The organism is Labrys sp. (in: a-proteobacteria) (assembly GCF_047605565.1).
Lineage (GTDB): Bacteria > Pseudomonadota > Alphaproteobacteria > Rhizobiales > Labraceae > Labrys > Labrys neptuniae.
Genome location: NZ_JASGFM010000004.1, coordinates 118,023 through 141,258, shown reverse-complemented (window position 1 = coordinate 141,258; position 23,236 = coordinate 118,023). Strand labels below are relative to the sequence as shown.

Genomic DNA, 23,236 nt, shown 5'->3' with positions numbered 1-23,236 from the left:
GTATGGACAACGCAAGAAAATCGATACTACTCTATGGAACCAATATTTGAATTGGTTTCATAATGAACAGCAAACAGCAAGCCAGCCAGAGTCTCCGCAGCCTGTTGAACGGGGGGGCCTATCCGCCCGGCAGTCGCCTGCCGCCGGAACGTGACCTCATGCTCCGGCTCGAGCTGAGCCGCCGCGCGCTCCGGCTGGGGCTGGAACAACTGGAGGCCGAGGGGCGCCTGTGGCGACATGTCGGCAAGGGCACTTTCGTCGGCACCCGCCCGCCCGAGCGGGAACTGGGCATGTCGCTGATCACCGCCAGTACCAGCCCGGCCGAGCTCATGGATCTGTGCCTGTGGACGGAGCCGACCTATGCCCGGGTTGCCGCCACGCGGGCGAGCCGCATGGACATCGACAATCTGCGCTATCTTCTCGACAAGAGTGCCGCCGCCCGCGATGCGGCGACCTGGGACATCTGGGATGTCCGCCTGCACCGGGCCATTGCCGAGGCCACGCATAATGCCCTTGCCCTTGCCGTGTTCGACAGCCTGAACGCCGTGCGGGAGGAGGGAGCCTGGCGGCGCCTGCGCAACGATCCCACCACGGCCGAGCGTTTCGAGGAACTCACGCTCCACCATCGCCAGATCGTCGATGCCATTGCCCGGCATGATCCATCAGCCGCAGAAGCCGCCATGCGGCGGCATCTGCGCTCGGTCCAGCATGCCTTGCTGCTGGAGGATGCCGACGGAGAGACCGAGGATGGGGACGATACGCCGATCGATCTTCTGCGCAACGCATTTCAGGAAAAGGCACAATGAGGGATTTTCAGCTTCCGGGCCGTTCGCCCGTCCGCGCCATGGACGCAATGGTCGCGACATCCCATCCCCTGGCCAGCGCGGCCGCCCTGACCCTGTTGCGCGAGGGGGGCAATGCCATCGACGCGGCAATCTGCGCCTCTGCCGTCCTGGCAGTGGTCGAGCCGCAGTCGACGGGGATCGGCGGCGATTGTTTCTGCCTCTATGTGCGCGGTGGGGAGGGGCCGGTACTCGCCTATAATGGGGCGGGCCGAGCGCCGGAAGCTGCAACCATCGACTGGTATGAGGAGCGGGGCTTTACGGAGATACCGGTCGACAGCCCCCACGCCGTCACCATTCCCGGTGCGATCGACGCCTGGTGCCGCCTTTCGGCCGATCATGGTTGTACCCCGCTCGAGCGCGTGCTCGCCCCCGCCATCCACTACGCCGAGGCCGGATATGTGATTCATGACCGCGTCGAGGCCGATTGGCACGAAGCGAGGGATCTGCTGGCACAGGACGCCACGGCTGCCCGCATCTTTCTGCCCGGGGGCGCCGTGCCGAGGGCTGGCGATGTCCATCGCCAGCCGGAGCTGGCCCGGAGCCTGCGCCTCATCGCCGCCAAGGGACGGGCGGTTTTCTACCAGGGGGAACTCGCCGAGGATCTGGTTGCCCATCTGCGCAGCAGGGGCGGACTGCACACGCTCGACGACTTTGCAGCCGCCGGTGGTGATTACGCGGAGCCTGTCAGGACCAGCTATCGCGGCATCGATGTCTGGCAGATGCCACCGAGCAATCAGGGGCTGACCGCCCTGCTGATGCTCAACCTGCTGGCTGGCTTCGATCTGGCCGGGCTCGACCCGCTGGGGGCGGAGCGGCTGCATCTGGAGGTCGAGGCCGGGCGCCTTGCCTACCGGATCCGGGATGAGCTGATCGCTGACCCCGACCATGCCGACGTTCCCGTCGAGGCCTTGCTGGCCTCATCCTATGCCGACGGACTGAGGCGCAGGATCAATCCCGATATGGCCAACCGTGAATTGCCGGAAGCGGTAATGGAGCCGTCGGACACGGTCTATCTCTCGGTGGTGGATCGCGATCGGAATGCGGTCAGTTTCATCAACTCGACCTATCATTCCTTCGGCAGCGGCCTGGTCGGCCCGAAATCAGGCATCGTCCTGCAGAACCGGGGCAGGGGATTTCGCGTCGACCGACGCCACCCGAACTGCATCGCGCCGCGCAAGCGTCCCCTCCACACCATCATGCCCGGCATGGCAACCCGCAACGGCCGTGTGGTCGCGCCCTTCGGTGTCATGGGAGGCGACTATCAGCCCTTCGGCAATGTCCATGTGCTGAGCAACCTGCTCGACTACGGGATGGATCCGCAGGCTGCGATCGATCTGCCTCGGGTTTTCTACGAGAAGGGCGAACTTCTTGCCGAACGCGGCGTGCCGGCGGCCACGCTGCGTGCCCTCGAGGCTCGTGGCCACAAGGTCGGCCCGGCCGGGGAGCCGCTCGGCGGCGGGCAGATGGTTCTCATCGATTGGGACAGGGGAACGCTGACGGGTGGTTCCGATCCGAGAAAGGATGGGCTTGCCATCGGCTATTGAGGCCGAATTCCCCCCCGTTGTCGGAACCGATCGATCTCGCGCGTCCTTGGAGCGAATAGGCGTGAGGAGATGGCAATGAGAGAGGTGATCCTGACGATGACCATGTCGCTCGATGGTTTCGTCTGCGGCCCGGAGGGGGAACTCGACTGGATCTTCGATGGCGATCAGGAGGCGATCACCTGGAAGCTGGAGACTGTGTCGAATGCGGGCCTGCACATCATGGGCAGCCGCACCTTCCAGGCCATGGCCGCCTATTGGCCAACCTCCACCAGCGTGTTCGCGCCAGCGATGAACCAGATTCCCAAGGCCGTCTTTTCACGGCAGGGATCGGCAATCCTGACAGCGGCTGAGGCCGGCATCCCCCAATCCGGACAACAGCAACCCGGTGCGGAAAGTTGGAGGCAGGCCTATGTGACCAGCGGCGATCTGGTCGACGAGATCGCCAGGATGAAGGCCGGCGACGGCAAGCCGATCATTGCCCATGGCGGCGCTGCTTTTGCGCGCAGCCTCATCGCCCGGGCGTTGGTCGACCGATACGCCTTGGTGGTGCATCCGATCGCTCTCGGCAAGGGCATGCCGATCTTCTCCGAAGTCGTCCCGCCCAGGCGTCTCATGCCGATCAGCTCGACGGCCTTTCCCGGAGGCTCGGTTACGCAGGTCTATCGGTCTGCGTGACCACGTCTTATGCGCAATCCCTAATCCTTGAGTGCCTGGATCACGTCGGCAGTCTGCGTCAGCGTTTCGATCTCGCGAAAACGCGGCTCATGCAGCGGCGCTTCCGCATGTTCGAAGGCCCAGGTCAGGGGATGGGGGACATAGACACCCCAGCTGCCGACCCGGAGCGCCGGAATCACGTCGGACTTCAGCGAGTTGCCGATCATCATCGAGGCCTGGGGACCATCGCCATGCCGGGCGAAGGCCTGCGCATAGGTCTCGGTACTCTTCTCGCTGACGATCTCCACGGCTTCGAACAGGTCACGCAGCCCCGATTGCGCGATCTTGTTCTCCTGATGGAACAGATCGCCCTTGGTGATCAGGATGAGCCGGTATTGGCCTGCCAGGCTTTCCAGCGTGTCGGCGACGCCTGGGAGCAGCTCGACCGGATGGTTGAGGATTTCCTTGCCGAGCGCCAGGATGCGCCCGATCACCGGTGCCGGCACTTGGCCGCCACTGACGTCGATGGCGGTATCGATCATCGAGAAGGTGAAGGTCTTCATGCCGAAGCCGTGGCTGACGACATTGCGCTTGCCGACTTCGAGTAGATGCGCCAGCAGCGTGTCCTTGTCGGCATAGTCGGCAAGCAGGCTGACCAGTTCTTCCTCGGCCGTCCTGAAATATTGCTCGTTCTGCCAGAGCGTATCGTCGGCATCGAAGGCAAGGGTGGTGAGGTGGGCAGGGGACATCACGATCTCTCGAACTAGGCCCGTCCCTATAAGCCCAAATGCGCCGCCGAGGCCAGCCCGTGTCGGATGCAAGCAAGGCCATCTCGCGATGTGTTCCGACAATTGCTATCCCCCTTGCGAATCCAGCCCAGCGCGTCAGGTCCGTCATGTCCCAGTCCAAGCCCAACATCCTCATCATCATGGTGGATCAGCTCGCACCGGCCTTCCTGCCGGTGCACGGCTTCGATCTCGTCAAGGCGCCGAACATCATGGGGCTGGCCGAGCGCGGCGTGGTGTTCGACAGCGCCTATTGCAATTCGCCCTTGTGCTCGCCCTCCCGCGCCGTGTTCATGAGCGGGCAATTGCCGTCACGCTCGGGCGTCTACGACAATGCCGCCGAATTCCGCGCCGACATCCCGACCTGGGCGCATTATCTCCGGCGTGCAGGCTATCGTACCGTGCTGTCTGGCAAGATGCATTTCTGCGGGCCCGACCAGCTTCACGGCTTCGAGGAGCGGCTGACAACCGACATCTATCCTGCGGATTACGGCTGGACGCCCGATTGGGATCACCCGCAGGAACGCCCGAGCTGGTATCACAACATGTCGTCGGTGACCGATGCCGGCCTTTGCGTGCGCACCAACCAGCTCGATTTCGACGATGAGGTGGTGTTTGCAGCCGAGCGCGCCCTCTATGAACATGTGCGCAGCCCCGACAAGCGCCCCTTCTGCATGGTGGCGTCGCTGACCCATCCGCATGATCCCTATGCGATCACGCAGGACTATTGGGATCTCTATCGGGACGAGGAAATTCCTTTGCCCCGCCACGTGGTTCCGGTCGAGGAACTCGACCCGCACTCCCAGCGCTTGCGCCATGTCTGCGACATGGACAAGGCCGAGATCACCGACCAGCATATCCGCAATGCCCGGCATGCTTATTTCGGAGCGATTTCCTATGTCGATGCCAATGTCGGCAAGCTGCTCAAGGCCCTGGAAGCGACGGGACTCGATAAGGAGACGATCATTCTGTTTACCGGCGACCACGGCGAAATGCTGGGCGAGCGCGGCCTCTGGTACAAGATGAGCTGGTTCGAGGGCTCGGCCCGGGTGCCGCTGATCATCAGCGCGCCTCAGCTCTATCGTCCGCATCGGGTCGCGGCGAGCGTGTCGCTGGTCGATATCCTGCCGACCCTGGTCGATATGGCCGAGCCTGGCGCGGCTGCGGAACTCGCCGGCATCGACGGCGCCAGCCTGGTGCCGCATTGCCGCGAAGAAGGCGGGCATGATGAAGTCCGCGGTGAATATCTTGCCGAGGGGGCCGTGGCGCCTTTGCTGATGCTCCGTCGCGGCGACTTCAAATTCGTGCATTCACCCGCCGACCCCGATCAGCTCTACGATCTGGCCGCCGACCCCGCCGAATTGACGAACCTTGCGGCCGAGCCGGCCCATGCCGAAATCGTCGCGGCTTTTCGTAAGGAAATAGAAACGCGCTGGAACCTTGCCGCTATTGATGCCGATGTGCGTGCCAGCCAGCGTCGTCGTCGGGTGGTCGACGATGCCTTGAACTCGGGAAAAGCGACTTCCTGGGACTTTCAACCTTTCAGGGACGCTTCCAAGCAGTATATGCGCAACACCATAGACCTCGATGATCTGGAGGCGATGGCACGTTATCCTCGTGTGCGCCCGTAAATGCTATGGTTAATTCTTCACTGTCCGGTGTGGCAATAGAGCAACACGGATTCGAAGTCTTGCGTTGACGGCCTCCGGCCGTCGACTTGGCCGCGTTCCTGCCACAAAGTGACCGCTGAATTCAGCCCGCACCTTGGAGCATCAAGATCTCCAGCGGGCTGAACGTAGTTGAGTTGCTTGAGTGGCGGTCGAACTTGGATAGAGCTTTTCGCGAACACGCAATGGACAGCGCCGGACTTGCCAGTGGTCGTGTCCACGTGCCCGGAAGATTCCGCCGGCCGGCCAGTGCCGTCGCGAAAAAGCCATCAACTTTGCGGCTTTGGCAGAAGAGCCGCCGTGAATCGGTCAAAGAATCGGCAGAAGTGTCGGCTATGTCCTTCACTATGAACCAGATTTCTCTCTTGGCCGACCGGCAAACCGCAGGCGGACCCCTTGGTCGGGTCCCGGCGCGCCATGGCAAATCGCTTGCCAGGATGCGCTGTCTTCTGCGTGCGAGCGGCCTGGGCCTCTTGCTATCCCTGGGCTGCGTGACGGCACAGGCTTTCGATGGCACCAAGACGCCGGCGGACGATCCTTCTCCGATGCAGGCCTTCCGCAATGGCACCAAGGCCTACAAGGCCGGCGACCTTGCCGGGGCATCCCAGGCGCTGGAATTCGCCGCGAGCAAGGGACACGCTTTGGCCCAATGGAAGCTCGCTCGCATGTATTCGGAAGGGGACGGCGTTCCCCGCGACGACAAGAAGGCGTTCGACTATTATCAGGCCATTGTCGACGCCCATGGCGAAGATAGCCCGGATACCGCCCAAGCCCGCTTCGTCTCCAGCGCGATCGTCGCGCTCGGTTCCTATTATGTTTCCGGCATCCCCAATGAGGTGAAGCCCAATCCCAGGCATGCGACCGAACTGTTCCAGTATGCCGCCACCTATTTCGGCGACAGCGATGCGCAGTACAATCTCGGTCGCATCTATCTCGACGGCAATGCCGTGCAAAAGCGCGATGCCATCACGGCGGGCCGCTGGCTGCGTCTGGCCGCCGACAAGGGTCATCGCCAGGCGCAGGCCGTGCTCGGCCATCTCCTGCTGTCGGGCAACGACATGCCGCGCCAGGGCGCACGTGGCCTGATGTATCTGACTTTGGCGCGTGACGGTGCCAATGGCGAGCGCGACCAGTGGATCATCGATCTCTATGATGATGCCTTCGCCAAGGCCACGCCGGACGAACGCGAGATGTGCCTGACCTATCTGGCGCAGTTCCTCAAGGACCATTCATAGTCCGGCGGTTGCGGTTTCCCTTTGTGTGGAATTCGGAGTGTCAGCCTCCGGCTGGCACTCTGCTCGCCGATAAGATGTCAGCCGGAGACTGACACTCCCAATCCCGCATGTCCTTAGGCAAATGAGTGGCGGGCCAGGGATTTTGTCGGGAAGCACCGGGGCTGTTTCCTGGCGCGGCAAGCGCCTCCCCAACATGGGTCGGCATTCGTCAGAGCTGCGTCACGCCCTGCCAATCGAGTTTAGGGTTTCCTATCAATCTATTGAAATGCTTTGAATAATAATCGAACAGGCGCTGGTAGCCCCGTTGATAGGCCGCTGCGTTCTTGTCCAAGAGTGCCAGGGCTTGCACGAAATCGCCGGCCCGGTAGGGGCCCAGGATTTCTGCCTGGGCGACCTGCAGCCGGAAGAAGTCGGTATCCGCCTCGCCGGTGTGAAGGGCGAACAGTCCGATAGCCCCTTGTCGACCGCGTACCATGGCACGGTCGAGCTCCAGGAAGGGCATGCCGGCCGCGGCCCGGCTGGTGGCCTCGGTGACGAGAACCTCCACGCCATAGAGCTTCGTCAGGGCCTCCAGGCGCGAAGCGAGGTTGACCGCATCGCCGAGGGCCGAATATTCGAGCCGCTGCTCCGAGCCGAGATTGCCGACGCAGGCCTCGCCCGTATGCAGCCCGATGCCCATCTGGATCGGCGGATCGCGGAACTCGCGTGCCATGCCGGCGATGTCCAGCGCAGCCTTGCAGGCGAGCGTCGCATGGTTCGGCATGTCGAGCGGCGCATTCCAGAAGGCCATCATGCCGTCGCCGATGAATTTGTCGATGGTGCCGCTATGGCGAAGAACGGCCTCCGTCGCCGGCGTATGGATGCGGCGGATCAGCGACACCACCCCCTCCGGCGACTGGGTCTCGGCAATGCCGGTGAAGTTGCGCACGTCCGAGAACATGATGGTGAGTTCGCGGATCTCGCCGCCGAGCACGATGCGATCCGGCGCTTCGACGAGACGCTCCACCACCGCCGGCGTCACGAAGCGGCCGAACATCGAGCGCACCTCGGCCCGCCGGTGCTCGGCCTCCTGGTAGTGATAGACCGTGGCGGCAAGAAAGACGGAGAGGGTACCCACGCTCGGCATCACCGCATCGAACAGCACGCCCTGCCGCACATAGAGGATCCAGCTCCAGCACGCGATCATGATCGGGATGGAAAGGCCAGCCACGGTCGAAACCAGTGGCATGTTGCGGGTGCGCCTCAGGATCCAGGCCAGCAGGCTGCCCAGGGCGAGGATCAGAAATGCCTCCAGGCCGCGCATCCAGTCGGGGCGCACCAGGCTCGCGCCGGCGAGCACTTGTTCGACGATCTGGGCATGCACCTCGACGCCGGGGATGGCCTCTTCCACCGAGGTGCTTCGCTGATCGCGCAGGCCGATGGCGACTGCGCCGACGAAGACGATGTGATCCTTGATATCCTGCGGATTGAAGCTGCCGTCGAGGATCGAGGCAGCCGAGATCCAGGACGACGGCTCCGATCTGCGCGCAACCAGGCGGACCTCGCCGTTGCTGTCCGTGTCGATGAAGATGCTTCTGTCGCCATCGCCGATTCGGATGGTGTTGATGCCGCTTTGGACACCAAAGGCGGGCTGGCCGCTGGCATTGGAAGCGCGCACCATGAGGGTGTCGGCGCCCATGGCGACGCGAATGGTTTCAAGCGAGAGGGACGGCGCCACCTTGCCGCCGATGGCGACGAAGGTCGGTACCTTGCGGATGACGCTGTCACCGTCGGGAAACCAGTTGATGGCACCCGCTCCCCGGGCCGCGTCATAAAGGACGGGAAGCGGCATTTTGGCGGCCGGGAAGGAGGGCAGGAAATTGACGGGATCATCCCCGACCTGCCCGTATCCGCTCTTGATCTTGACCGGCTCGCCGGCATCGGTTCCCAGAAGGCCGAGCACCACGGGTATGTTCGCCATGGTCTGGGCAAACATGACGTCGTAGGAGGCGGTGGAGGCGCTCATGGCTTTTTCCAGCGCTTCCCGTTCGGCACTGGTGGGCAGCTTCTTCACCAACAGTCCAGGCGAGGTCTGGTCGGCCTCGCTGAACAGGACGTCGAAGGCAACCACGACCGCACCGGCATCGGCCAGCTTTTGAGTGAGTGTGGCGATCACGCTGCGCGGCCAGGGAAATTGGCCGATTTCGGACAACGATTTCTCGTCGATCGCCACGATACGCACGGGCGAATCGGGATCGCGCCCCTTGGCGTGCCAGCGTTGATAGGTGTCGAAGACGATGTCCTGCAGCCGGGGTAGGGGGGCGGGACCGAGCAAAGTCAACAGGCTGAAGATCAGCAGCGGCAGAGCCACCACCAGCGGATATCCAAGGAAGCGCTTCAGCCGCATGTCGATGTCACGCTCATACTCCGGCACAGCAGGTACTACTGGAGGAATTCGCCCCGCTCGGCCAGTGAATTATCAGCTTTTCCCTTGCGGCAGTTGGGGCGGCCGGGTTGTAGGTCACAAAAGTCTCGCCTCTTGATCACGGGAGGGAATGCGTCATGATGGCCTTGGCATCGCTGCCACCCCTTCGGCTCGCTCAATCCGGGCACCGGCGGTCGGAGGCCGGTTTTCGCCAACACCAATATAGTGACCGGACATAGGGCGGATTATCGGCATGCCACGATCGCGCTTCCTGACTCTCCGCTTCGTTGGGCTGGCGGCAGCCTGCGGCTTGGCCTTTTCGCCCGCCTATGCGGCCGAGACCGTGGGCAACACGGTCGGCGTGACCCCGGCCGCCATCGGCACGGTTGCGGGAGAACTCGGGGTCGATATCGCGGTCTATCGCGACGAGACCGTGCGGACCGGTCCTTCGGGGGCGCTCGAAATCAAATTCCTCGACCAGACGCGTCTGGCGCTCGGTTCTTCGGCATCGGCCAAGCTCGATCGCTTCGTCTATTCGGGCGGTCAGGCCAGGGACGTGGTGATCGGCCTGTCGAAGGGGGTGTTTCGCTTTGCCAGCGGTGTCTCCGCCAAGAAAGCCTATTGGATCCAGACGCCGCTTGCCGGGATCGGCGTGAGAGGGACCAATTTCACGGCCGAAGTCGGCGACAATTATGAGCGCTTCACCATTTGGGAAGGTGCCATCGAGGTATGCCCGCGCCAGCGGGGGCTTTCTGTCGATCAGGAGCGCCGGCGGCGTTGCCCGCTTCTAAAACGGCGGGGAGAGACGATTACCATCTTCCCCGGCAGCAGGTCGCGAAGGGGCGGGCCGCCGGTGGTGTTTTCGCCTCACTGTGCCGAAGCCGGCGCGGGGGCCCAACTCTGCGGGCGCTATGGCGGTGAGGGAGGCAAGAATCGTGGCCAGAGGCGGCCCGGCTTCAACTTCCCAACCTTCAACCCGCCGCGGCAGCGAGGCTGACGACGCGATCTTTGGTCGTCAGAGGGCAAGATCGCAGCGAATCGGCACGTGGTCGGAAGCCTTTTCCTGCCCACGCATCGCCTTGTCGATGGCACAGCCCTGCAGGCGCGAGGCCGCCTGCGGCGACAGCAGCAGATGATCGATGCGAATGCCGTTGTCCTTCTGCCAGCCACCGCCCTGATAGTCCCAGAAGGTATAGTGTCCGGGTGCGTCCTCGCACGACCGGAACGCATCCGTCAGGCCGAGCGCCAGCAATTCGCGGAACTTGGAGCGGCTCTGCAGCAGGAAGAGAGCGTCGTTCACCCATTCCGCCGGATTCTTTGCGTCGGCGGCCTGCGGGATGATGTTGTAGTCGCCCGCCATCACGAAGGGCTCTTCGAGCGCGAGCAGACCGCTGATATGCAGCCTGAGGCGCTCCATCCAACCGAGCTTGTAGGGGTATTTCTCGGTGCTGACCGGATTGCCATTCGGCAGATAGATCGACGCGACCCGCAACGCGCCCGACGAAGTCGAGATCACCGCCTCGATATAGCGGGCCTGTTCGTCGCCATCGTCGCCCGGCAGCCGCGTTTTCACCTCGTCGAACGGATGCTTGGAGAGGATTGCCACGCCATTGAAGGTCTTCTGGCCATGGACGGCGACATTGTAGCCCAGCGCCTCGATGTCGGCGGCGGGAAAGGCCTCGTCCACGCATTTGATCTCCTGCAGGCAGACCACGTCCGGTTGGGCGTCCTTCAACCAACCCAACAGATGGGGAAGCCTTTGGCGGATCGAGTTCACGTTCCAGCTGGCAATACGCACCATGTCACACCGAGAAGCTGGTGCCGCAGCCGCAAGCGGCGGTGGCCTGCGGATTGTTGATCTTGAAGGCGGAGCCGATCAGGTCCTCGACATAATCGAGTTCGGCACCTTCCATATATTGCTGCGACATCTCGTCGATCAGCACCGTGGCGCCTTCCTTGGCGATCGCCAGGTCATCCTCGTGGCGTTCGGTGTCGAAGACGAATTTATACTGGAAGCCGGAGCAGCCGCCGCCCTCCACGCTGATGCGCAGCATCGAGCCGGACGGTTCACTTTCGAGAATCTTGGCGATCCGACGCGCGGCACGGTCGCTCACGGAAACGGGACTGGTCATGGCATCCTGCAAATCTGGCTGCATCTTGTCCCGAAAATATGTGCGATGGGCCAAAGGTTCAATGCCGGATCGCGCTGTAAAGAAGCTTTGCCTTGGCACGTGGCAACCTCTATTGAGGCGCAAGCAAGGCGTGAGGCGCGATGGCCGAACTCGAGATACCCGATTGCGTGATCCGGCCTCGCGGTCCGTGGGCGGTGGCGCCCCAATCGCGCGGGCGGCTGTTCGCCGAGCCGCAGTCGCCGACTCGGACCGATTTCCAGCGCGACCGCGACCGCATCATCCACTCCACGGCTTTCCGCCGCCTCAAGCACAAGACCCAGGTTTTCGTCGCGCATGAGGGCGACCATTATCGCACCCGGCTGACCCATACGATCGAGGTCGCCCAGATCGCCCGTTCGATCGCGCGTTCCCTGGCGCTCGACGAGGATCTGGCCGAGGCGCTGGCCCTGGCGCATGATCTCGGCCACACGCCGTTCGGCCATACCGGCGAGGATGCGTTGGACGAGGCGATGCGCGCCTATGGCGGCTTCGACCACAATGCGCAGTCGCTGCGCATCGTCACCCGCCTCGAGCGGCGTTATGCCGAGTTCGACGGGCTCAACCTTGCCTGGGAAACGCTGGAAGGGTTGGTCAAACACAACGGGCCTCTGCTGCAGCCGGATGGCAGCCCGGTGGCGCGCTATCGCGAGCGGGGCATTCCCGTCGCCATCCTGGAATATCAGGCCCAGCAGAATCTCGAACTCGAGAGTTTCGCCAGTGCCGAGGCGCAGGCCGCTGCCATCGCCGACGACATCGCCTACAATGCGCACGACATCGATGACGGGCTGCGCGCGGGCCTGTTCGAACTCGCCGATCTCGGGCAGGTGCCTCTCGCCGGCGAGTTGCTTGCCGAGATCGCCGATCGCCACCCGGACCTCGATCGCAGCCGCACCACCCACGAATTGATGCGCCGCGTGATCACCCGGCTGGTGGAGGATGTGATCGGCATGGGCAAGGCCGCCTTTACCTCCGGTCTCTACCGATCGAGCGAGGACGTGCGGGCTGCCGGCAAGATGCTCATTGCCTTTTCGCCGCCCGTCGCGCTGGCCGACAAGGGCATCAAGGGGTTCCTCTATCCCAACATGTATCGCCATGAACGGGTGATGCGCGTCCGCATGCATGCCGCACAGGTGGTCACCCGGCTGTTCGACCGTTTGTTTGCCGACATCAGCCAGATGCCGGCCGAATGGTGCGAGGGGCTGGAGGGCGCTCGTGAGGACAAGCGCGCGCGCCGTGTCGCTGACTATATTGCCGGCATGACCGATACTTTTGCCATCAACGAGCATCGGCGCCTGTTCGGAACGGCGCCGGATCTGCGCTGACATCGCCATGGATCTGATCGAATGGCTCAGGCGCGGCGTACAGGACGCCGTTGCCTCGCTTCAAGCTGGGGGACGTCTGCCCGCCGGTCTCGATCCGACCTCGATCGGCATCGAGGTGCCGGATCGAACGGGGCGTGGCGATTTTACCTGCAATGCCGCCCTCGTGCTGAACCGGCCGGCAGGGATGCCATCCCCGATCCTGGCTGCTCTCCTTGCCGAAGCGCTGGAGAGCATGGATGGCATTGCCAGCGTTGAAATTGCCGGCCCCGGCTTCCTGAACCTGACGCTGGCGCCGGCGGCATGGGCACGGATGCTTGCCGGCGTGCTGGAGGCGGGCAGCCGTTATGGCGCCGGTGAGCGCGGCGGGGCAGGGCACCCTACGATCGGCTTCGACGCCACCGATCCGCAGAGCACCCGGCCCCTGTCACCGGCCCGCTGCGAGGCAGTCGGAACAGCCCTGGCCAATATGCTGGACCATCTCGGTTTTCGCGCGGACAGGCAGTTTCGGGTACCTTCGCAGCGCGCCGATGTCGTTGTCCGGCTCGGACCGCTTGTCGGCGTGAAGGGGCGAGACCCTACGGCCGTGACGGGGCATCTTGCCGACGATCTCGATCTTTCGATGATCGCGGGCATCGTCGGCGACGACGCCGCTCGTCTGGGCATGCTGATCGAGCCTGCCGATGCTCCGCTCGTGCTCGATCTCGATCTCCTGCTCGATCAGAGCCATGCCAACCCCGTCTTTGACCTGCACTATGCCCATGCCCGCTGCCGGGCCCTGCGCCAACAGGCGGAGATCAGGGGACATGGCGATTCCGATGAAGATCGCTGGGATGTTCGAGCTTTCGAGGATGGGGGCGCGCAGTTGATTCTGCGCTTGCTCGCCCTATATCCAAGCCAGATCGATCTCGCCGTGAGGCAGCGCGAGCCCTGCCGGCTGCTCCACTATCTGTGCAGCCTGGCTGGCGGGCTGCACCGGCAATATTATCGCAGTCTCGGGGCTCCGTATTTACGCTTCATTAGGGATGATGATCGATTGTTAACAGGCGCCCGCTTGGCGTTGGTGCGCGGGGTCGAGGCGGTTCTTAAGTCTGGACTCGGCTTGCTCGGCAGTTCTGCGCCGGACGAGATGCGCTGAAACGAGATCGGCCCTTTTGGCCGCAGATCGCCCCCCGGCGATCGACCAGCCTGGTCAGGAACGAGTCATGATTGAAACCGAACATCGCCGTGTCGCAGCCAGCAACAGCGATCAATGGCTGTCCGATCTGGCAACTGCAGGTGGCGATCGCGATGTTTATGCTGAAAGGCGTGACACAAAGGCCTATGCTTCGGCCGGCGTTTTGCGTTCGCGGGAGGCGGGCATGACGGATCGCTATGATCGCAATGGGCACGAGATTCGCGACGGCCATCCCGAGACCGTGTCCAAACATGCGCAGGCCGAGCAGGCGCAAGCCTATCAGGACGACTATTACGGCGACGACCAGGACGTCGCCACGCGCCAATCGAAGGCCTATGTCTTCGACGACGAACGCGAGGAGCAAGGCCCCGAATGGGTCTATGACGAACAGCGCGGAGTCTGGGTCGATCGTGACGGCAATCCCTATGTGGAAGCCTATCCCGAAGGCGAGGAAGATCGCTATGCGCCGGCCGCCGATGATGAATATCTGGCGCCGCGCGCCGAGACCCGGATGCCGCGGCGCAAGTCTCGTGGCAGTGCCGTCAGTCTTGCCGCTCTCGTCCTCGTCGCCAGCATCGGTGGCGGCCTCGCCTATGTCTGGAAGAAGGGCGGCTTTGTCGGTAGCGACATTCCGGGTATCGGCAGCGCACCGCCGGTGATCAAGGCGAGCACGGACCCGGTCAAGATCAAGCCGGCTGAGAACGCTGCGGCTGCCAGCCAGCCGACTCACGAGATCTTCAATCGCAGCAACCAGACCGCTTCCGTCGCCAATGAGCGGCTGGTGCGTCACGAGGAGCAGCCGGTTGCGGTGGTGCCGACCCGACCCGAAGGGGCCGCAGCCCCGGCCCCCGCGGCGCCCGACGCCAATGCGACGCGTCCGGTGACAACCAGCAACATCGTGCTGCCCAATCCCGAAGGCGCTGCCGCGCCCGACCAGACGGCCAGCAATGCCACGGAAACCCAGGTTGCGCAGGCACCCGACGAGCCGCGGCGGGTGAAGACCATCAAGATCATGCCGGACAGTTCGGTGGTGACGGGTGAAGCCCCCATCACCAATGCCGAGCCGAGCGCTCCGCAGACCCGTTCCGTGGACGTCTCGGCCCTGGCGCCGACGCCTCCTGCCGATCAGCCTTCGTCTGAGGCGGCTCCAACGGCTCCTGCTGTTGCTCCGCAAGCCGCTCCGGTCGTCCAGGGCGATGCTGGCCAGGCCACGTCGCCGGCCCCCGCTGCCCCGGTTGCAACCGTGCCCGCCGGCTCGGCTGCCGCCCTGCCGGACGACCAGACGCCACAAGCGCTGCCGGGCGAGGAAGATGGCGGTGCGACCACGGTCGTCGAGCCGACTCAGGCGCAGGCACCGCCGCCGGCGGTACCGCCTGTCCGTCCTCGCCATATGCCGCCGGCGCCGAAACCGGCGCAGGTGGCGTCGGCCGAACCGACTGCAGGGGCAGCCCCGGCCGCCGCATCGGCTCCGACCGCGGCCCCGGTCGCCAATGGCAGCTATGTCGTCCAGGTTTCGTCGCAACGCTCGCCGGCTGATGCGCAGAGCGCCTTCCAGTCGCTGCAGCGCCGTTTCGCAGGTGTGCTGGGCGGTATGAAGCCGTCGATCCGCAAGGTCGATCTACCCGATCGCGGCACTTATTACCGGGTGCGGGTCGGAGGATGGTCCACGCCGGCCGAGGCCACGGCCTTCTGCGGCAAGCTGAAGGCTGCCGGTGGGGACTGTGTGATCGCCCGCAACTGATTGCCGGCTGATTCGAGCCCGCCGCCGTTCATGCGCGCCGCGCCTGAATCTGACGTCTGAGAGATTTCGGGCAAGCCGAACTGGATCGGGGCGATCGGGGGCCGGGTTCCGATCGCCCCGATCCAGTTCGGCTTGCCTGTTCTTCATATATTTCCCGAAAGCCGAAGAGACTGTCATGCCCCAATCAGCGCTGATCCTGGGTTGTTCCGGCCTGTCGCTCACCCCTGACGAGCGCGCTTTCTACCGTGATGCGAATCCCTGGGGCTTCATCCTGTTCCGGCGGAATGTCGGCACGCCGGCGGAAGTGCGAGCCCTGACGGCTTCCTTGCGCGAGACGGTGGGACGCGATGCGCCCGTTCTGGTGGATCAGGAGGGCGGACGGGTCCAGCGGCTGACGGCTCCCCATTGGCCGAAATATCCGGCCGCGCGGCTCTATAGCCAGCTCCATGCCAATGATCCGGTGACACGCCGCGAGATCACCCGGCTGGCTGCGAGACTGATCGCGCACGATCTCCTTGAGGTCGGTATCAACGTCGATTGCCTGCCGGTGCTCGATATTCCGGTGCCAGGAGCCCATGACGTGATCGGCGACAGGGCCTACGGTCTCGACGCGACCACGGTCGGCACGCTCGGCCGGGCCGCGGCCGAGGGCATGATCGCCGGCGGCGTGCTGCCCGTGATGAAGCATATGCCCGGCCATGGCCGCGCCGGCGTGGACAGCCATCTTTCGCTGCCGATCGTGGCGGCGGGCCGGGCCGAGCTCGAATCACTCGATTTCCTGCCCTTCCGCATGCTCGCCGACATGCCCGCCGCGATGACCGCGCATGTGGTTTACGAGGCTTTGGATCCGTCATCCCCAGCTACGACGTCCAAAAAAGTGATCCGCAATGTGATCAGGAAGGCAATCGGCTATGATGGTCTCCTGATGAGTGACGATCTTTCCATGCAGGCGCTCGAGGGAACATTGGAGCAACGCGCGGCAGCGGCCTTCGCGGCTGGCTGCGATCTCGGGCTGCATTGCAACGGCAAGATGGATGAGATGATCGAGGTGGCGCGGGCCGCTCCAAGCCTGTCAGGCAAGGCACGCCGCCGGGCCGATGCCGCCTTGGCCCGCATCCGCCACCTGCCGGAGCCGCTCGACATCGACGAAGCGCGGGAACGGCTGGCGGCGGCGCTTGCCAGCGGAGGCACGGTTTGAATGAGCGATGAGTTCGAAGAAGAGGTGAGGGCGGATAAGGCGGTCAGCGATCCCACGCTCGTCGTGGATGTCGACGGCTTCGAAGGACCGCTCGACCTGCTGCTCGAATTGGCGCGGCGCCAGAAGGTCGATCTTACGCGCATTTCTATCCTCGCCCTTGCCGAGCAATATCTCTCCTTTGTCGAGGAGGCCCGCCGTCTGAGGCTCGAACTGGCGGCCGACTATCTGGTGATGGCGGCTTGGCTCGCTTATCTCAAGTCGCGCCTGCTGCTGCCGGAATCGCCGAAGGGCGAGGAACCGCCCGCGGCCGAATTGGCCGCCGCCCTTGCCTTCCGCCTGCAGCGCCTGGAAGCGATGCGCAATGCCGCCGCCCAGCTGCAGGAGCGGGCCGTTCTGGGCCGCGACGTGTTCAAGCGCGGCATGCCCGAAGGCATACGGCTCAACAATCATGGGCGATTCGAAGCAACGCTGCATGATCTGCTCTCTGCCTATGCCCAGCAGCGTCAGCGCGCCATGGTCGGTTATGTGAAGCTGCCCGAGCGCAATGTCTGGACGCTGGCCGAAGCGCGCGAGTTGCTGGAATCGCTGATCGGGCCGGCGGCGGACTGGCTCAGTCTCGACGAATTTCTGGTGGACTATCTGGCCGAGCCCTCGACACGGGCCACCGTTCGGGCCTCTAGCTTCTCCGCGAGCCTCGAACTCGTGAAGGAAGGCAAGCTCGATTTGCGTCAGGCTACGCCCTTCTCGCCGATCTATCTGCGGTCGCGTGGTGAAGCCGGCCAGACCGATCCTTCCTGATCGAGCCATGGCTCGATCAGGAAGGATCGGCAGCATCTCAACCCTCCTGTGCGGAACGCCGCCGAGGGCCAGCTGTCGGTTCGAGGACGAGGCAGGTTTTGGTAAACCATGCGGCCCGCGCTTCATTCTTGTGGCGCAGCCCGCATAGGGAAGGGTTAGGCTTTGGGCGAAATTGCATCGTTCCAACCGGAAGGCACGGCACAGACCGATCTGCAGCAGCATATGCGCTTGATCGAAGCCTTGCTGTTCGCGGCAACGGAACCGCTGGACGAGGCGACGCTGGCATCGCGGCTGCCCGAGGGCGCGGATATCGGTGCCGCCATCGGCGCCTTGCAGGCCGACTATGCGACCCGTGGCGTCAATCTGGTCAGGCTGGGGGGGCGCTGGGCTTTCCGCACCGCCGACGACCTCGCCTGGATCCTGTCGCGCGATGCCTATGAGACGCGCAAATTGTCGCGGGCGGCGATGGAAACCCTGGCAATCATCGCCTATCACCAGCCGGTGACCCGCGCCGAGATCGAGGACATCCGCTCGGTGTCGATCTCCAAGGGCACACTGGATGTGCTTCTGGAAACCGGTTGGGTGCGCCTGCGCGGGCGGCGGCGCGCACCGGGACGACCGGTGACTTATGGCACCACGCCCGCATTTCTGGAGCATTTCGGCCTGGATGGCGTCGGCGACCTGCCTGGGCTCGATGAGCTCAAGGGAGCGGGCCTGCTCGATGGCCGCCTGCCGCCTGGCTTCAGCGTGCCCATGCCCAATGATGACAGCGCGCTGGCGCCGGATGAGGAGCCGCTGGAAGCCGCCGACCTTTCCTTCGCATTTCCGGAACCGGAACCCGAACATGAAGGTTGAGTAAGAACGGCAAACCTTCTTGTTTTTGCCGTCAAGCCCGCCTAGATTCTGCTGGGATCATCGGGTCGCGTGCGGCGCCGTTGTTGTGTTGTTGCAATCGGCTTTGCCGCGTTGGAGGGTATCATGGGTACATGGGGTATCACGCACTGGATCATTCTGGCTGTCGTCGTACTCGTCCTGTTTGGTGGACGCGGCAAGATTTCCGACTTGATGGGTGACGTTGCCAAGGGCATCAAATCCTTCAAGAAGGGCATGGCCGATGACGAACCGACGACTGCCCAGCAGCCTGTGAAGACGATCGATGCGCAGGCCGGCACGACCGTCAATCCGACCGAGCAAACCAAGGCGGGCTGAGCTGGCCCGGTTTGTGCCGGCGGCGTCAGCCTGAAGACTGGGTCTTTCTAGGCTCCGCGTTAATGCGCGGAGCATTTCGTTTCGCCAGACCGAGCGTTGCATGTTTGATATCAGCTGGAGCCATATCCTGATCGTGGGGGCAGTGGCTGTCGTCGTCATTGGCCCCAAGGAACTGCCCAGCACGATGCGCTCCCTCGGGCGGGGCGTGAACAAGCTGCGCCGTATGGCGGGCGAATTCCAAGGCCAGTTCAACGAAGCGCTCAAGGAAGCCAATCTCGAGGATGTCAAAAAGGAATTCGACACGCTGCGCCAATCCGCGGCAACCTTGAGTAGCATCAGCAGCCCCGCAGGCCTGGCGCGCAACGCCCTGAAATCCTCGGTGTTCGATTCGGAACCGCCGCTTAGTCCGGCGGCAATCGCGCCGATTCTGGAGAACGGGGCGGTGGCTGCCACGCCAAGCGAGCCTTCCATCGCCGGGCCAAACCCTTCATCCTTGGCTGCCAAACTCGTCGGGGTCGAAATCCCCTCCGCCTTCGCCCCCCTTGCAGCGTTCAAGTCCTAAGATGACCGAAGACGACATCGACGCCTCCAAGGCGCCGCTTCTCGATCACCTGATCGAGCTACGCTCACGCCTGATGAAATCCGGCATTGCGTTCATCGTGCTGTTCATCGGCGCCTTCGCGATTTCCAAATCGATCTATCTCATCTTGCTGTGGCCCTATGAATGGGCAGCGGCCGGCAATCCGGTCAAGCTGATCTACAATCATCCGCTCGATTTCCTGTTCACGCAGATTCGGGTTGCTTTCTTCGCCGCTGCTTTCGTCGGCTTTCCCTTCTTCGCCATCCAGATCTATCGTTTCGTCGCTCCCGGCCTCTACAAGCACGAACGCAATATCTTCCTGCCCTATCTCATCGCCACTCCACTCTTCTTCTTCCTGGGCGGGTTGCTGGTCTATTTCCTGGCGATGCCGGCAGTGATGCATTTCGCGTTGGGCATGCAGCAACTCGGCGGCAGCGGAATCGCCACCATCGAATTGCTGGCGACTGTCGATGGCTATCTGTCCTTGCTGATGAACCTCATCTTTGCCTTCGGCTTGGTGTTTCAGCTTCCGGTAGTGTTGACCCTTTTGGGCCGGATTGGCGTGGTCGACTCGACCTTCCTGACGGAAAAGCGCCGCTATGCCATCGTCATCGTGTTCGCGATCGCCGCCGTGCTGGCGCCACCCGATCCGTGGAGCATGATCGCGCTTGCCGTGCCGGGCGTGCTCCTTTACGAACTCTCGATCTATTCGGTCCGGTGGGTTGAGAAGAAGCGCGCGGAAAGCGATACGCAGGCTTCGGAATAGCCCGTCGGTGTCCCGACGACCGTTCTGGAGTTGATCTCATGTATGATGTGAAGTGGATCCGCGAGAACTCGGGTCTCTTCGACCAAGGCCGGGTTCGCAGAGGGCTCGAGCCGCTGTCCGCCACCATACTCGAGCTCGATGAGAGCCGCCGTGCGCTCGTTGCCCGGCTGCAGGCCTCCCAGGAACGTCGCAACGCCGCCTCCAAGGAGATCGGTGCGGCCAAGCAGGCCAAGGATGAGGCCAAGGCGCAGGCCCTGATGGCCGAAGTCAATGCGCTCAAGGCTTCGATGCCGGCTGACGAGGAGGCGCTCCGCCTCGCCGACAAGGCCCTTTACGATCAGCTCATCTCGATCCCGAACCTGCCGCTCGACGAGGTTCCTACCGGTGCTGACGAACACGGCAATGTCGAACACCACCGCCATGGCGTGGCGCGGGCCTATACATTCGCCCCCAAGGAGCATTTCGAGCTGGGCGAAACTCTCGGCCTGATGGATTTCGAGATTGCCGCCAAGCTCTCCGGCTCCCGCTTCGTGGTGCTGCAGAGGGGCCTGGCCCGGCTCGAGCGCGCGCTCGGCCAGTATTTCATCGACAAGCATACCGGCGAGCACGGTTATACCGAGGTCGCGGCGCCCTTGCTGGTGCGCGACGATGCCATGATCGGCACGGCCCAGTTGCCGAAATTCGCCGAGGATCAGTTCCGTGTTCAGCCGGGCGATTTCTGGTTGATTCCGACGGCCGAGGTTTCGCTGACCAACCTGGTGCGCGACGCCATCACCGCCGAGGAGGAACTGCCGCTGCGCTATACCGCGCTGACCCACTGCTTCCGGGCCGAGGCGGGCGCGGCGGGGCGCGATACGCGCGGCATGATCCGTCAGCATCAGTTCCAGAAGGTCGAACTCGTCTCGGTCACCACGCCCGAACAGAGCCGGGACGAGCATGAGCGCATGCTCGCCTGTGCCGAGGCCGTGTTGAAGGGCCTCGACCTGCATTACCGGGTGATGACCCTGTGCACCGGCGATATGGGTTTCGCCTCGCAGAAGACCTATGACATCGAAGTCTGGCTGCCGGGGCAGGGGCTGTTCCGGGAAATCTCCTCCTGCTCGGTCTGCGGTGACTTCCAGGCACGCCGCATGAACGCCCGGACCCGTCCGAAATCCGGCGGCAGCCCGCGTTTCGTGCATACGCTGAACGGTTCGGGCGTGGCGGTCGGCCGCGCACTTGTGGCCGTGATGGAGAATTATCAGAACGAGGATGGCTCCATCACCGTTCCGGACGTTCTGGTTCCCTATATGGGCGGCCTGCGCCGGATCGAAAGACAGTAAATCTCGCTCCCGCGCATCTTGCCGCACCGTCCTTGATTCCAGAATCAGGAAGGGTGAGGCAATCATTTGTTTCTGCAGGGATTTCTGCAACGGCAGGGGATTGCGTACGACAAAGTCTCGCCGGAGCTCCTTTTCCTGTGGCACACTAGCTATGGACTCAGCGAACAGGGACGGACGGCGGATGCGAGTTTTGATTACCAACGATGACGGCGTCCATGCGCCCGGCCTGGTTTCGCTGGAGAAGATCGCCCGCAGCCTCAGCGACGACGTGATCGTGGTTGCACCGGAGACGGATCAGTCCGGCGTTTCCCACTCCCTCTCGCTCAGCACGCCGCTGCGCCTGCGGCAGATCGATGAAAAGCGCTACGCCGTCAGCGGGACGCCGACCGATTGCGTGCTGATGGGCGTTCAGCACCTGCTCAAGGGCAGGCAGCCCGACCTGGTGCTGTCCGGCGTCAATCGCGGCCAGAACATCGCTGAGGACGTTACCTATTCCGGTACGGTGGCGGCCGCGATGGAGGGGACCGTCCTGGGGATTCCATCCATCGCTCTCAGCCAGGCCTATGGCATCGGGGGCAGGGACGGCATGCGTTGGCATTGCGCCGAACAGCATGCACCCGGTGTGATCCGCAAGCTGCTGGCCCACGGTTTCGCCAAGGGAACCTTGTTCAACGTCAATTTTCCCGATTGCGAGCCCGAGGAGGTCGCCGGGATTGCGGTCACCACGCAGGGGCAGCGCGATGCCGCCCTCGTCGACGTGGTCGAGCGGCAGGATTTTCGTGGCGGTCCCTACTACTGGCTGGCTCCGCGGCGGGAAACGCCGCCCCGGCTCGAGGGCACCGATCTGGCCGCCCTTTTCAACAAACAGATTTCCGTGACCCCCCTCCATCTCAACCTGACCGACGTGCCAGCCCTGCAACGGCTTTCGGATAGCTTTGAAACGGTGCGATGACGGACAACATGACGGATTACGAGCCCTTTGTGAATCCCGATGACGAACATGCGCAGGAGATGATGGCTTTCATCCTGCGCCTGCGCCGCCACGGGCTGACGGATCAGAAGGTGCTGAATGCCGTTTCCACTTTGCCGCGCCCCGTCTTCGTGCTGCCGGAATTCGCCGAGTTCGCCTGGCGCGACCTCAGCCTTCCCATCCAGTGTGGCCAGACCATCACGCCGCCCGTGCTTGCGGCCACCATTGCCGAGCGCCTGGATGTCGAGCCGCTGCATCGCGTGCTGGAGATCGGTACGGGTTCCGGCTATCTGACCGCGGTGCTCGGGCGCCTCGCCAAGCGAGTCCTCACGCTCGACCGCTGGCGCACCTTGGTCACCGAGGCTGAGGAAAGGCTGCGGGCCGTCACCATCCTCAATGTCACGATGATGGTGGCAGACGGCAGTTCCGGTTGGCGCCAGCAGGCACCCTTCGATCGTATCGTCACGACGGCCGCAATGAGCGAGGTGCCCGAGGATCTGCTGGATCAACTGGCCCTGGGGGGACGGATGATCGCGCCCATCGGCCCGCCGGGCGAAGAGCAGCAATTGACCATGATCGTGCGCGACGCCGACGGTTTCCATCATACGCCGCTGATGGACATCCGCGCCGCATCGATGATTCTGGGCGTTGCCGACCGGCTTTAAGCCGCCGTCGAGTTTGAAGCGGAAGCGAGATTCGGCGCAGTCATCGCTGGTATCACGGTACAATTGCGTCTTTCCCGTTGAGCCGGACTTTCAATTGCTCGACTGCAGGGCAGGGGCGAAGCCCCGACGCGCGGATGCAGACAAATTCAGGTGGCGAAGGGATGGCGGGATACCTCCATCCCGTGC

At 63.6% G+C, this 23,236-nt stretch carries 22 protein-coding genes; 18 read left to right on the top strand and 4 right to left on the bottom strand.

Going from position 1 to position 23,236, the window contains the following annotated elements; all coding sequences use genetic code 11:
* Positions 1-62: 62 nt before the first annotated feature.
* From QM672_RS06115 to QM672_RS06105, 3 genes are all read left to right on the top strand, one after another.
* Positions 63-806: a FadR/GntR family transcriptional regulator gene (locus QM672_RS06115; RefSeq protein ID WP_415081289.1), complete on the top strand. Its 744-nt coding sequence runs from the start codon at positions 63-65 to the stop codon at positions 804-806.
* The gene (gene ggt, locus QM672_RS06110; protein WP_415081287.1) at positions 803-2,389 is read left to right on the top strand and encodes a gamma-glutamyltransferase; all 1,587 of its coding nucleotides are present in this window, start codon (positions 803-805) and stop codon (positions 2,387-2,389) included. The genes QM672_RS06115 and ggt overlap by 4 nt, the downstream gene beginning before the upstream one ends.
* Before the next feature lie 75 nt (positions 2,390-2,464).
* Positions 2,465-3,064 (top strand): dihydrofolate reductase family protein, encoded by a 600-nt coding sequence (locus QM672_RS06105; RefSeq protein ID WP_415081285.1) that lies wholly within the window; start codon positions 2,465-2,467, stop codon positions 3,062-3,064.
* Between the two features lie 20 nt (positions 3,065-3,084).
* On the opposite strand, the gene QM672_RS06100 is transcribed toward QM672_RS06105, so the two are convergent.
* Positions 3,085-3,795 carry an HAD family hydrolase gene (locus tag QM672_RS06100; protein ID WP_415081283.1) on the bottom strand — a complete coding sequence of 237 codons (711 nt, stop codon included), beginning with the start codon at positions 3,793-3,795 and terminating at the stop codon, positions 3,085-3,087.
* Positions 3,796-3,938: 143 nt separating this feature from the next.
* Between QM672_RS06100 and betC the strand changes: the two genes are divergently transcribed.
* Both betC and QM672_RS06090 read left to right on the top strand, forming a co-directional pair.
* Entirely contained in the window at positions 3,939-5,459 is a 1,521-nt protein-coding gene (gene betC, locus QM672_RS06095) for a choline-sulfatase (RefSeq protein WP_394308844.1), read from the top strand.
* 473 nt (positions 5,460-5,932) lie between these two features.
* The gene (locus tag QM672_RS06090) at positions 5,933-6,730 is read left to right on the top strand and encodes a tetratricopeptide repeat protein (protein ID WP_311934785.1); all 798 of its coding nucleotides are present in this window, start codon (positions 5,933-5,935) and stop codon (positions 6,728-6,730) included.
* A gap of 208 nt (positions 6,731-6,938) precedes the next feature.
* On the opposite strand, the gene QM672_RS06085 is transcribed toward QM672_RS06090, so the two are convergent.
* The gene (locus QM672_RS06085; RefSeq protein ID WP_415081280.1) at positions 6,939-9,116 is read right to left on the bottom strand and encodes a CHASE2 domain-containing protein; all 2,178 of its coding nucleotides are present in this window, start codon (positions 9,114-9,116) and stop codon (positions 6,939-6,941) included.
* Between the two features lie 271 nt (positions 9,117-9,387).
* Here QM672_RS06085 and QM672_RS06080 point away from each other — a divergent pair, with 271 nt between their 5' ends.
* On the top strand, positions 9,388-10,131 hold the full coding sequence (locus tag QM672_RS06080) for a FecR domain-containing protein (RefSeq protein ID WP_311934783.1): 744 nt from the start codon (positions 9,388-9,390) through the stop codon (positions 10,129-10,131).
* A gap of 18 nt (positions 10,132-10,149) precedes the next feature.
* Here the strand turns inward: QM672_RS06080 and xth are convergent, their stop codons facing one another.
* Together xth and erpA are read right to left on the bottom strand one after the other, a co-directional pair.
* Positions 10,150-10,932, bottom strand: a complete 783-nt coding sequence (gene xth, locus QM672_RS06075; protein ID WP_415081417.1) for an exodeoxyribonuclease III — start codon at positions 10,930-10,932, stop codon at positions 10,150-10,152.
* A 4-nt stretch (positions 10,933-10,936) separates the two neighbouring features.
* Positions 10,937-11,266 (bottom strand): iron-sulfur cluster insertion protein ErpA, encoded by a 330-nt coding sequence (gene erpA / locus QM672_RS06070; RefSeq protein ID WP_068297179.1) that lies wholly within the window; start codon positions 11,264-11,266, stop codon positions 10,937-10,939.
* Positions 11,267-11,406: 140 nt separating this feature from the next.
* On the opposite strand from erpA, the gene QM672_RS06065 reads away from it, so the two are divergent.
* From QM672_RS06065 to QM672_RS06010, 12 genes are all read left to right on the top strand, one after another.
* Positions 11,407-12,627, top strand: a complete 1,221-nt coding sequence (locus QM672_RS06065; protein WP_415081277.1) for a deoxyguanosinetriphosphate triphosphohydrolase — start codon at positions 11,407-11,409, stop codon at positions 12,625-12,627.
* A gap of 7 nt (positions 12,628-12,634) precedes the next feature.
* Positions 12,635-13,762, top strand: coding sequence for a DALR anticodon-binding domain-containing protein (locus QM672_RS06060; RefSeq protein ID WP_415081275.1), 1,128 nt, complete (start codon positions 12,635-12,637; stop codon positions 13,760-13,762).
* A 67-nt stretch (positions 13,763-13,829) separates the two neighbouring features.
* On the top strand, positions 13,830-15,542 hold the full coding sequence (locus tag QM672_RS06055) for an SPOR domain-containing protein (protein ID WP_415081273.1): 1,713 nt from the start codon (positions 13,830-13,832) through the stop codon (positions 15,540-15,542).
* Positions 15,543-15,717: 175 nt separating this feature from the next.
* Complete coding sequence (nagZ, locus tag QM672_RS06050; protein WP_311935950.1) at positions 15,718-16,740, top strand: beta-N-acetylhexosaminidase; 1,023 nt, start codon at positions 15,718-15,720, stop codon at positions 16,738-16,740.
* Positions 16,741-17,538 (top strand): segregation and condensation protein A, encoded by a 798-nt coding sequence (locus tag QM672_RS06045; RefSeq protein WP_311935953.1) that lies wholly within the window; start codon positions 16,741-16,743, stop codon positions 17,536-17,538.
* Positions 17,539-17,760: 222 nt separating this feature from the next.
* Complete coding sequence (scpB, locus tag QM672_RS06040) at positions 17,761-18,393, top strand: SMC-Scp complex subunit ScpB (RefSeq protein ID WP_376717664.1); 633 nt, start codon at positions 17,761-17,763, stop codon at positions 18,391-18,393.
* A 123-nt stretch (positions 18,394-18,516) separates the two neighbouring features.
* Entirely contained in the window at positions 18,517-18,747 is a 231-nt protein-coding gene (locus QM672_RS06035) for a twin-arginine translocase TatA/TatE family subunit (protein WP_311935957.1), read from the top strand.
* Between the two features lie 100 nt (positions 18,748-18,847).
* Positions 18,848-19,309 carry a Sec-independent protein translocase protein TatB gene (tatB, locus tag QM672_RS06030; protein WP_311935960.1) on the top strand — a complete coding sequence of 154 codons (462 nt, stop codon included), beginning with the start codon at positions 18,848-18,850 and terminating at the stop codon, positions 19,307-19,309.
* Position 19,310: 1 nt separating this feature from the next.
* Entirely contained in the window at positions 19,311-20,093 is a 783-nt protein-coding gene (gene tatC / locus QM672_RS06025) for a twin-arginine translocase subunit TatC (protein ID WP_311935963.1), read from the top strand.
* Between the two features lie 38 nt (positions 20,094-20,131).
* Positions 20,132-21,415, top strand: coding sequence for a serine--tRNA ligase (serS, locus tag QM672_RS06020; protein WP_415081269.1), 1,284 nt, complete (start codon positions 20,132-20,134; stop codon positions 21,413-21,415).
* A 181-nt stretch (positions 21,416-21,596) separates the two neighbouring features.
* Positions 21,597-22,367: a 5'/3'-nucleotidase SurE gene (gene surE, locus QM672_RS06015; protein ID WP_415081267.1), complete on the top strand. Its 771-nt coding sequence runs from the start codon at positions 21,597-21,599 to the stop codon at positions 22,365-22,367.
* Complete coding sequence (locus QM672_RS06010) at positions 22,364-23,050, top strand: protein-L-isoaspartate(D-aspartate) O-methyltransferase (RefSeq protein WP_367622785.1); 687 nt, start codon at positions 22,364-22,366, stop codon at positions 23,048-23,050. Before surE ends, QM672_RS06010 begins: the two co-directional genes overlap by 4 nt.
* The last annotated feature ends 186 nt before the right edge of the window (positions 23,051-23,236 follow it).

Coding starts and splice junctions, on each gene's coding strand:
- scpB (WP_376717664.1), top strand. CDS start 17,761: ATGCGCTTGATCGAAGCCTTGCTGTTCGCGGCAACGGAACCGCTGGAC.
- erpA (WP_068297179.1), bottom strand. CDS start 11,266: ATGACCAGTCCCGTTTCCGTGAGCGACCGTGCCGCGCGTCGGATCGCC.
- QM672_RS06045 (WP_311935953.1), top strand. CDS start 16,741: ATGAGCGATGAGTTCGAAGAAGAGGTGAGGGCGGATAAGGCGGTCAGC.
- QM672_RS06085 (WP_415081280.1), bottom strand. CDS start 9,116: ATGCGGCTGAAGCGCTTCCTTGGATATCCGCTGGTGGTGGCTCTGCCG.
- tatB (WP_311935960.1), top strand. CDS start 18,848: ATGTTTGATATCAGCTGGAGCCATATCCTGATCGTGGGGGCAGTGGCT.
- QM672_RS06090 (WP_311934785.1), top strand. CDS start 5,933: ATGCGCTGTCTTCTGCGTGCGAGCGGCCTGGGCCTCTTGCTATCCCTG.
- QM672_RS06115 (WP_415081289.1), top strand. CDS start 63: ATGAACAGCAAACAGCAAGCCAGCCAGAGTCTCCGCAGCCTGTTGAAC.
- tatC (WP_311935963.1), top strand. CDS start 19,311: ATGACCGAAGACGACATCGACGCCTCCAAGGCGCCGCTTCTCGATCAC.
- QM672_RS06060 (WP_415081275.1), top strand. CDS start 12,635: ATGGATCTGATCGAATGGCTCAGGCGCGGCGTACAGGACGCCGTTGCC.
- QM672_RS06105 (WP_415081285.1), top strand. CDS start 2,465: ATGAGAGAGGTGATCCTGACGATGACCATGTCGCTCGATGGTTTCGTC.
- QM672_RS06065 (WP_415081277.1), top strand. CDS start 11,407: ATGGCCGAACTCGAGATACCCGATTGCGTGATCCGGCCTCGCGGTCCG.
- QM672_RS06035 (WP_311935957.1), top strand. CDS start 18,517: ATGGGTACATGGGGTATCACGCACTGGATCATTCTGGCTGTCGTCGTA.
- QM672_RS06080 (WP_311934783.1), top strand. CDS start 9,388: ATGCCACGATCGCGCTTCCTGACTCTCCGCTTCGTTGGGCTGGCGGCA.
- serS (WP_415081269.1), top strand. CDS start 20,132: ATGTATGATGTGAAGTGGATCCGCGAGAACTCGGGTCTCTTCGACCAA.
- surE (WP_415081267.1), top strand. CDS start 21,597: ATGCGAGTTTTGATTACCAACGATGACGGCGTCCATGCGCCCGGCCTG.
- QM672_RS06055 (WP_415081273.1), top strand. CDS start 13,830: ATGATTGAAACCGAACATCGCCGTGTCGCAGCCAGCAACAGCGATCAA.
- nagZ (WP_311935950.1), top strand. CDS start 15,718: ATGCCCCAATCAGCGCTGATCCTGGGTTGTTCCGGCCTGTCGCTCACC.
- betC (WP_394308844.1), top strand. CDS start 3,939: ATGTCCCAGTCCAAGCCCAACATCCTCATCATCATGGTGGATCAGCTC.
- QM672_RS06010 (WP_367622785.1), top strand. CDS start 22,364: ATGACGGACAACATGACGGATTACGAGCCCTTTGTGAATCCCGATGAC.
- ggt (WP_415081287.1), top strand. CDS start 803: ATGAGGGATTTTCAGCTTCCGGGCCGTTCGCCCGTCCGCGCCATGGAC.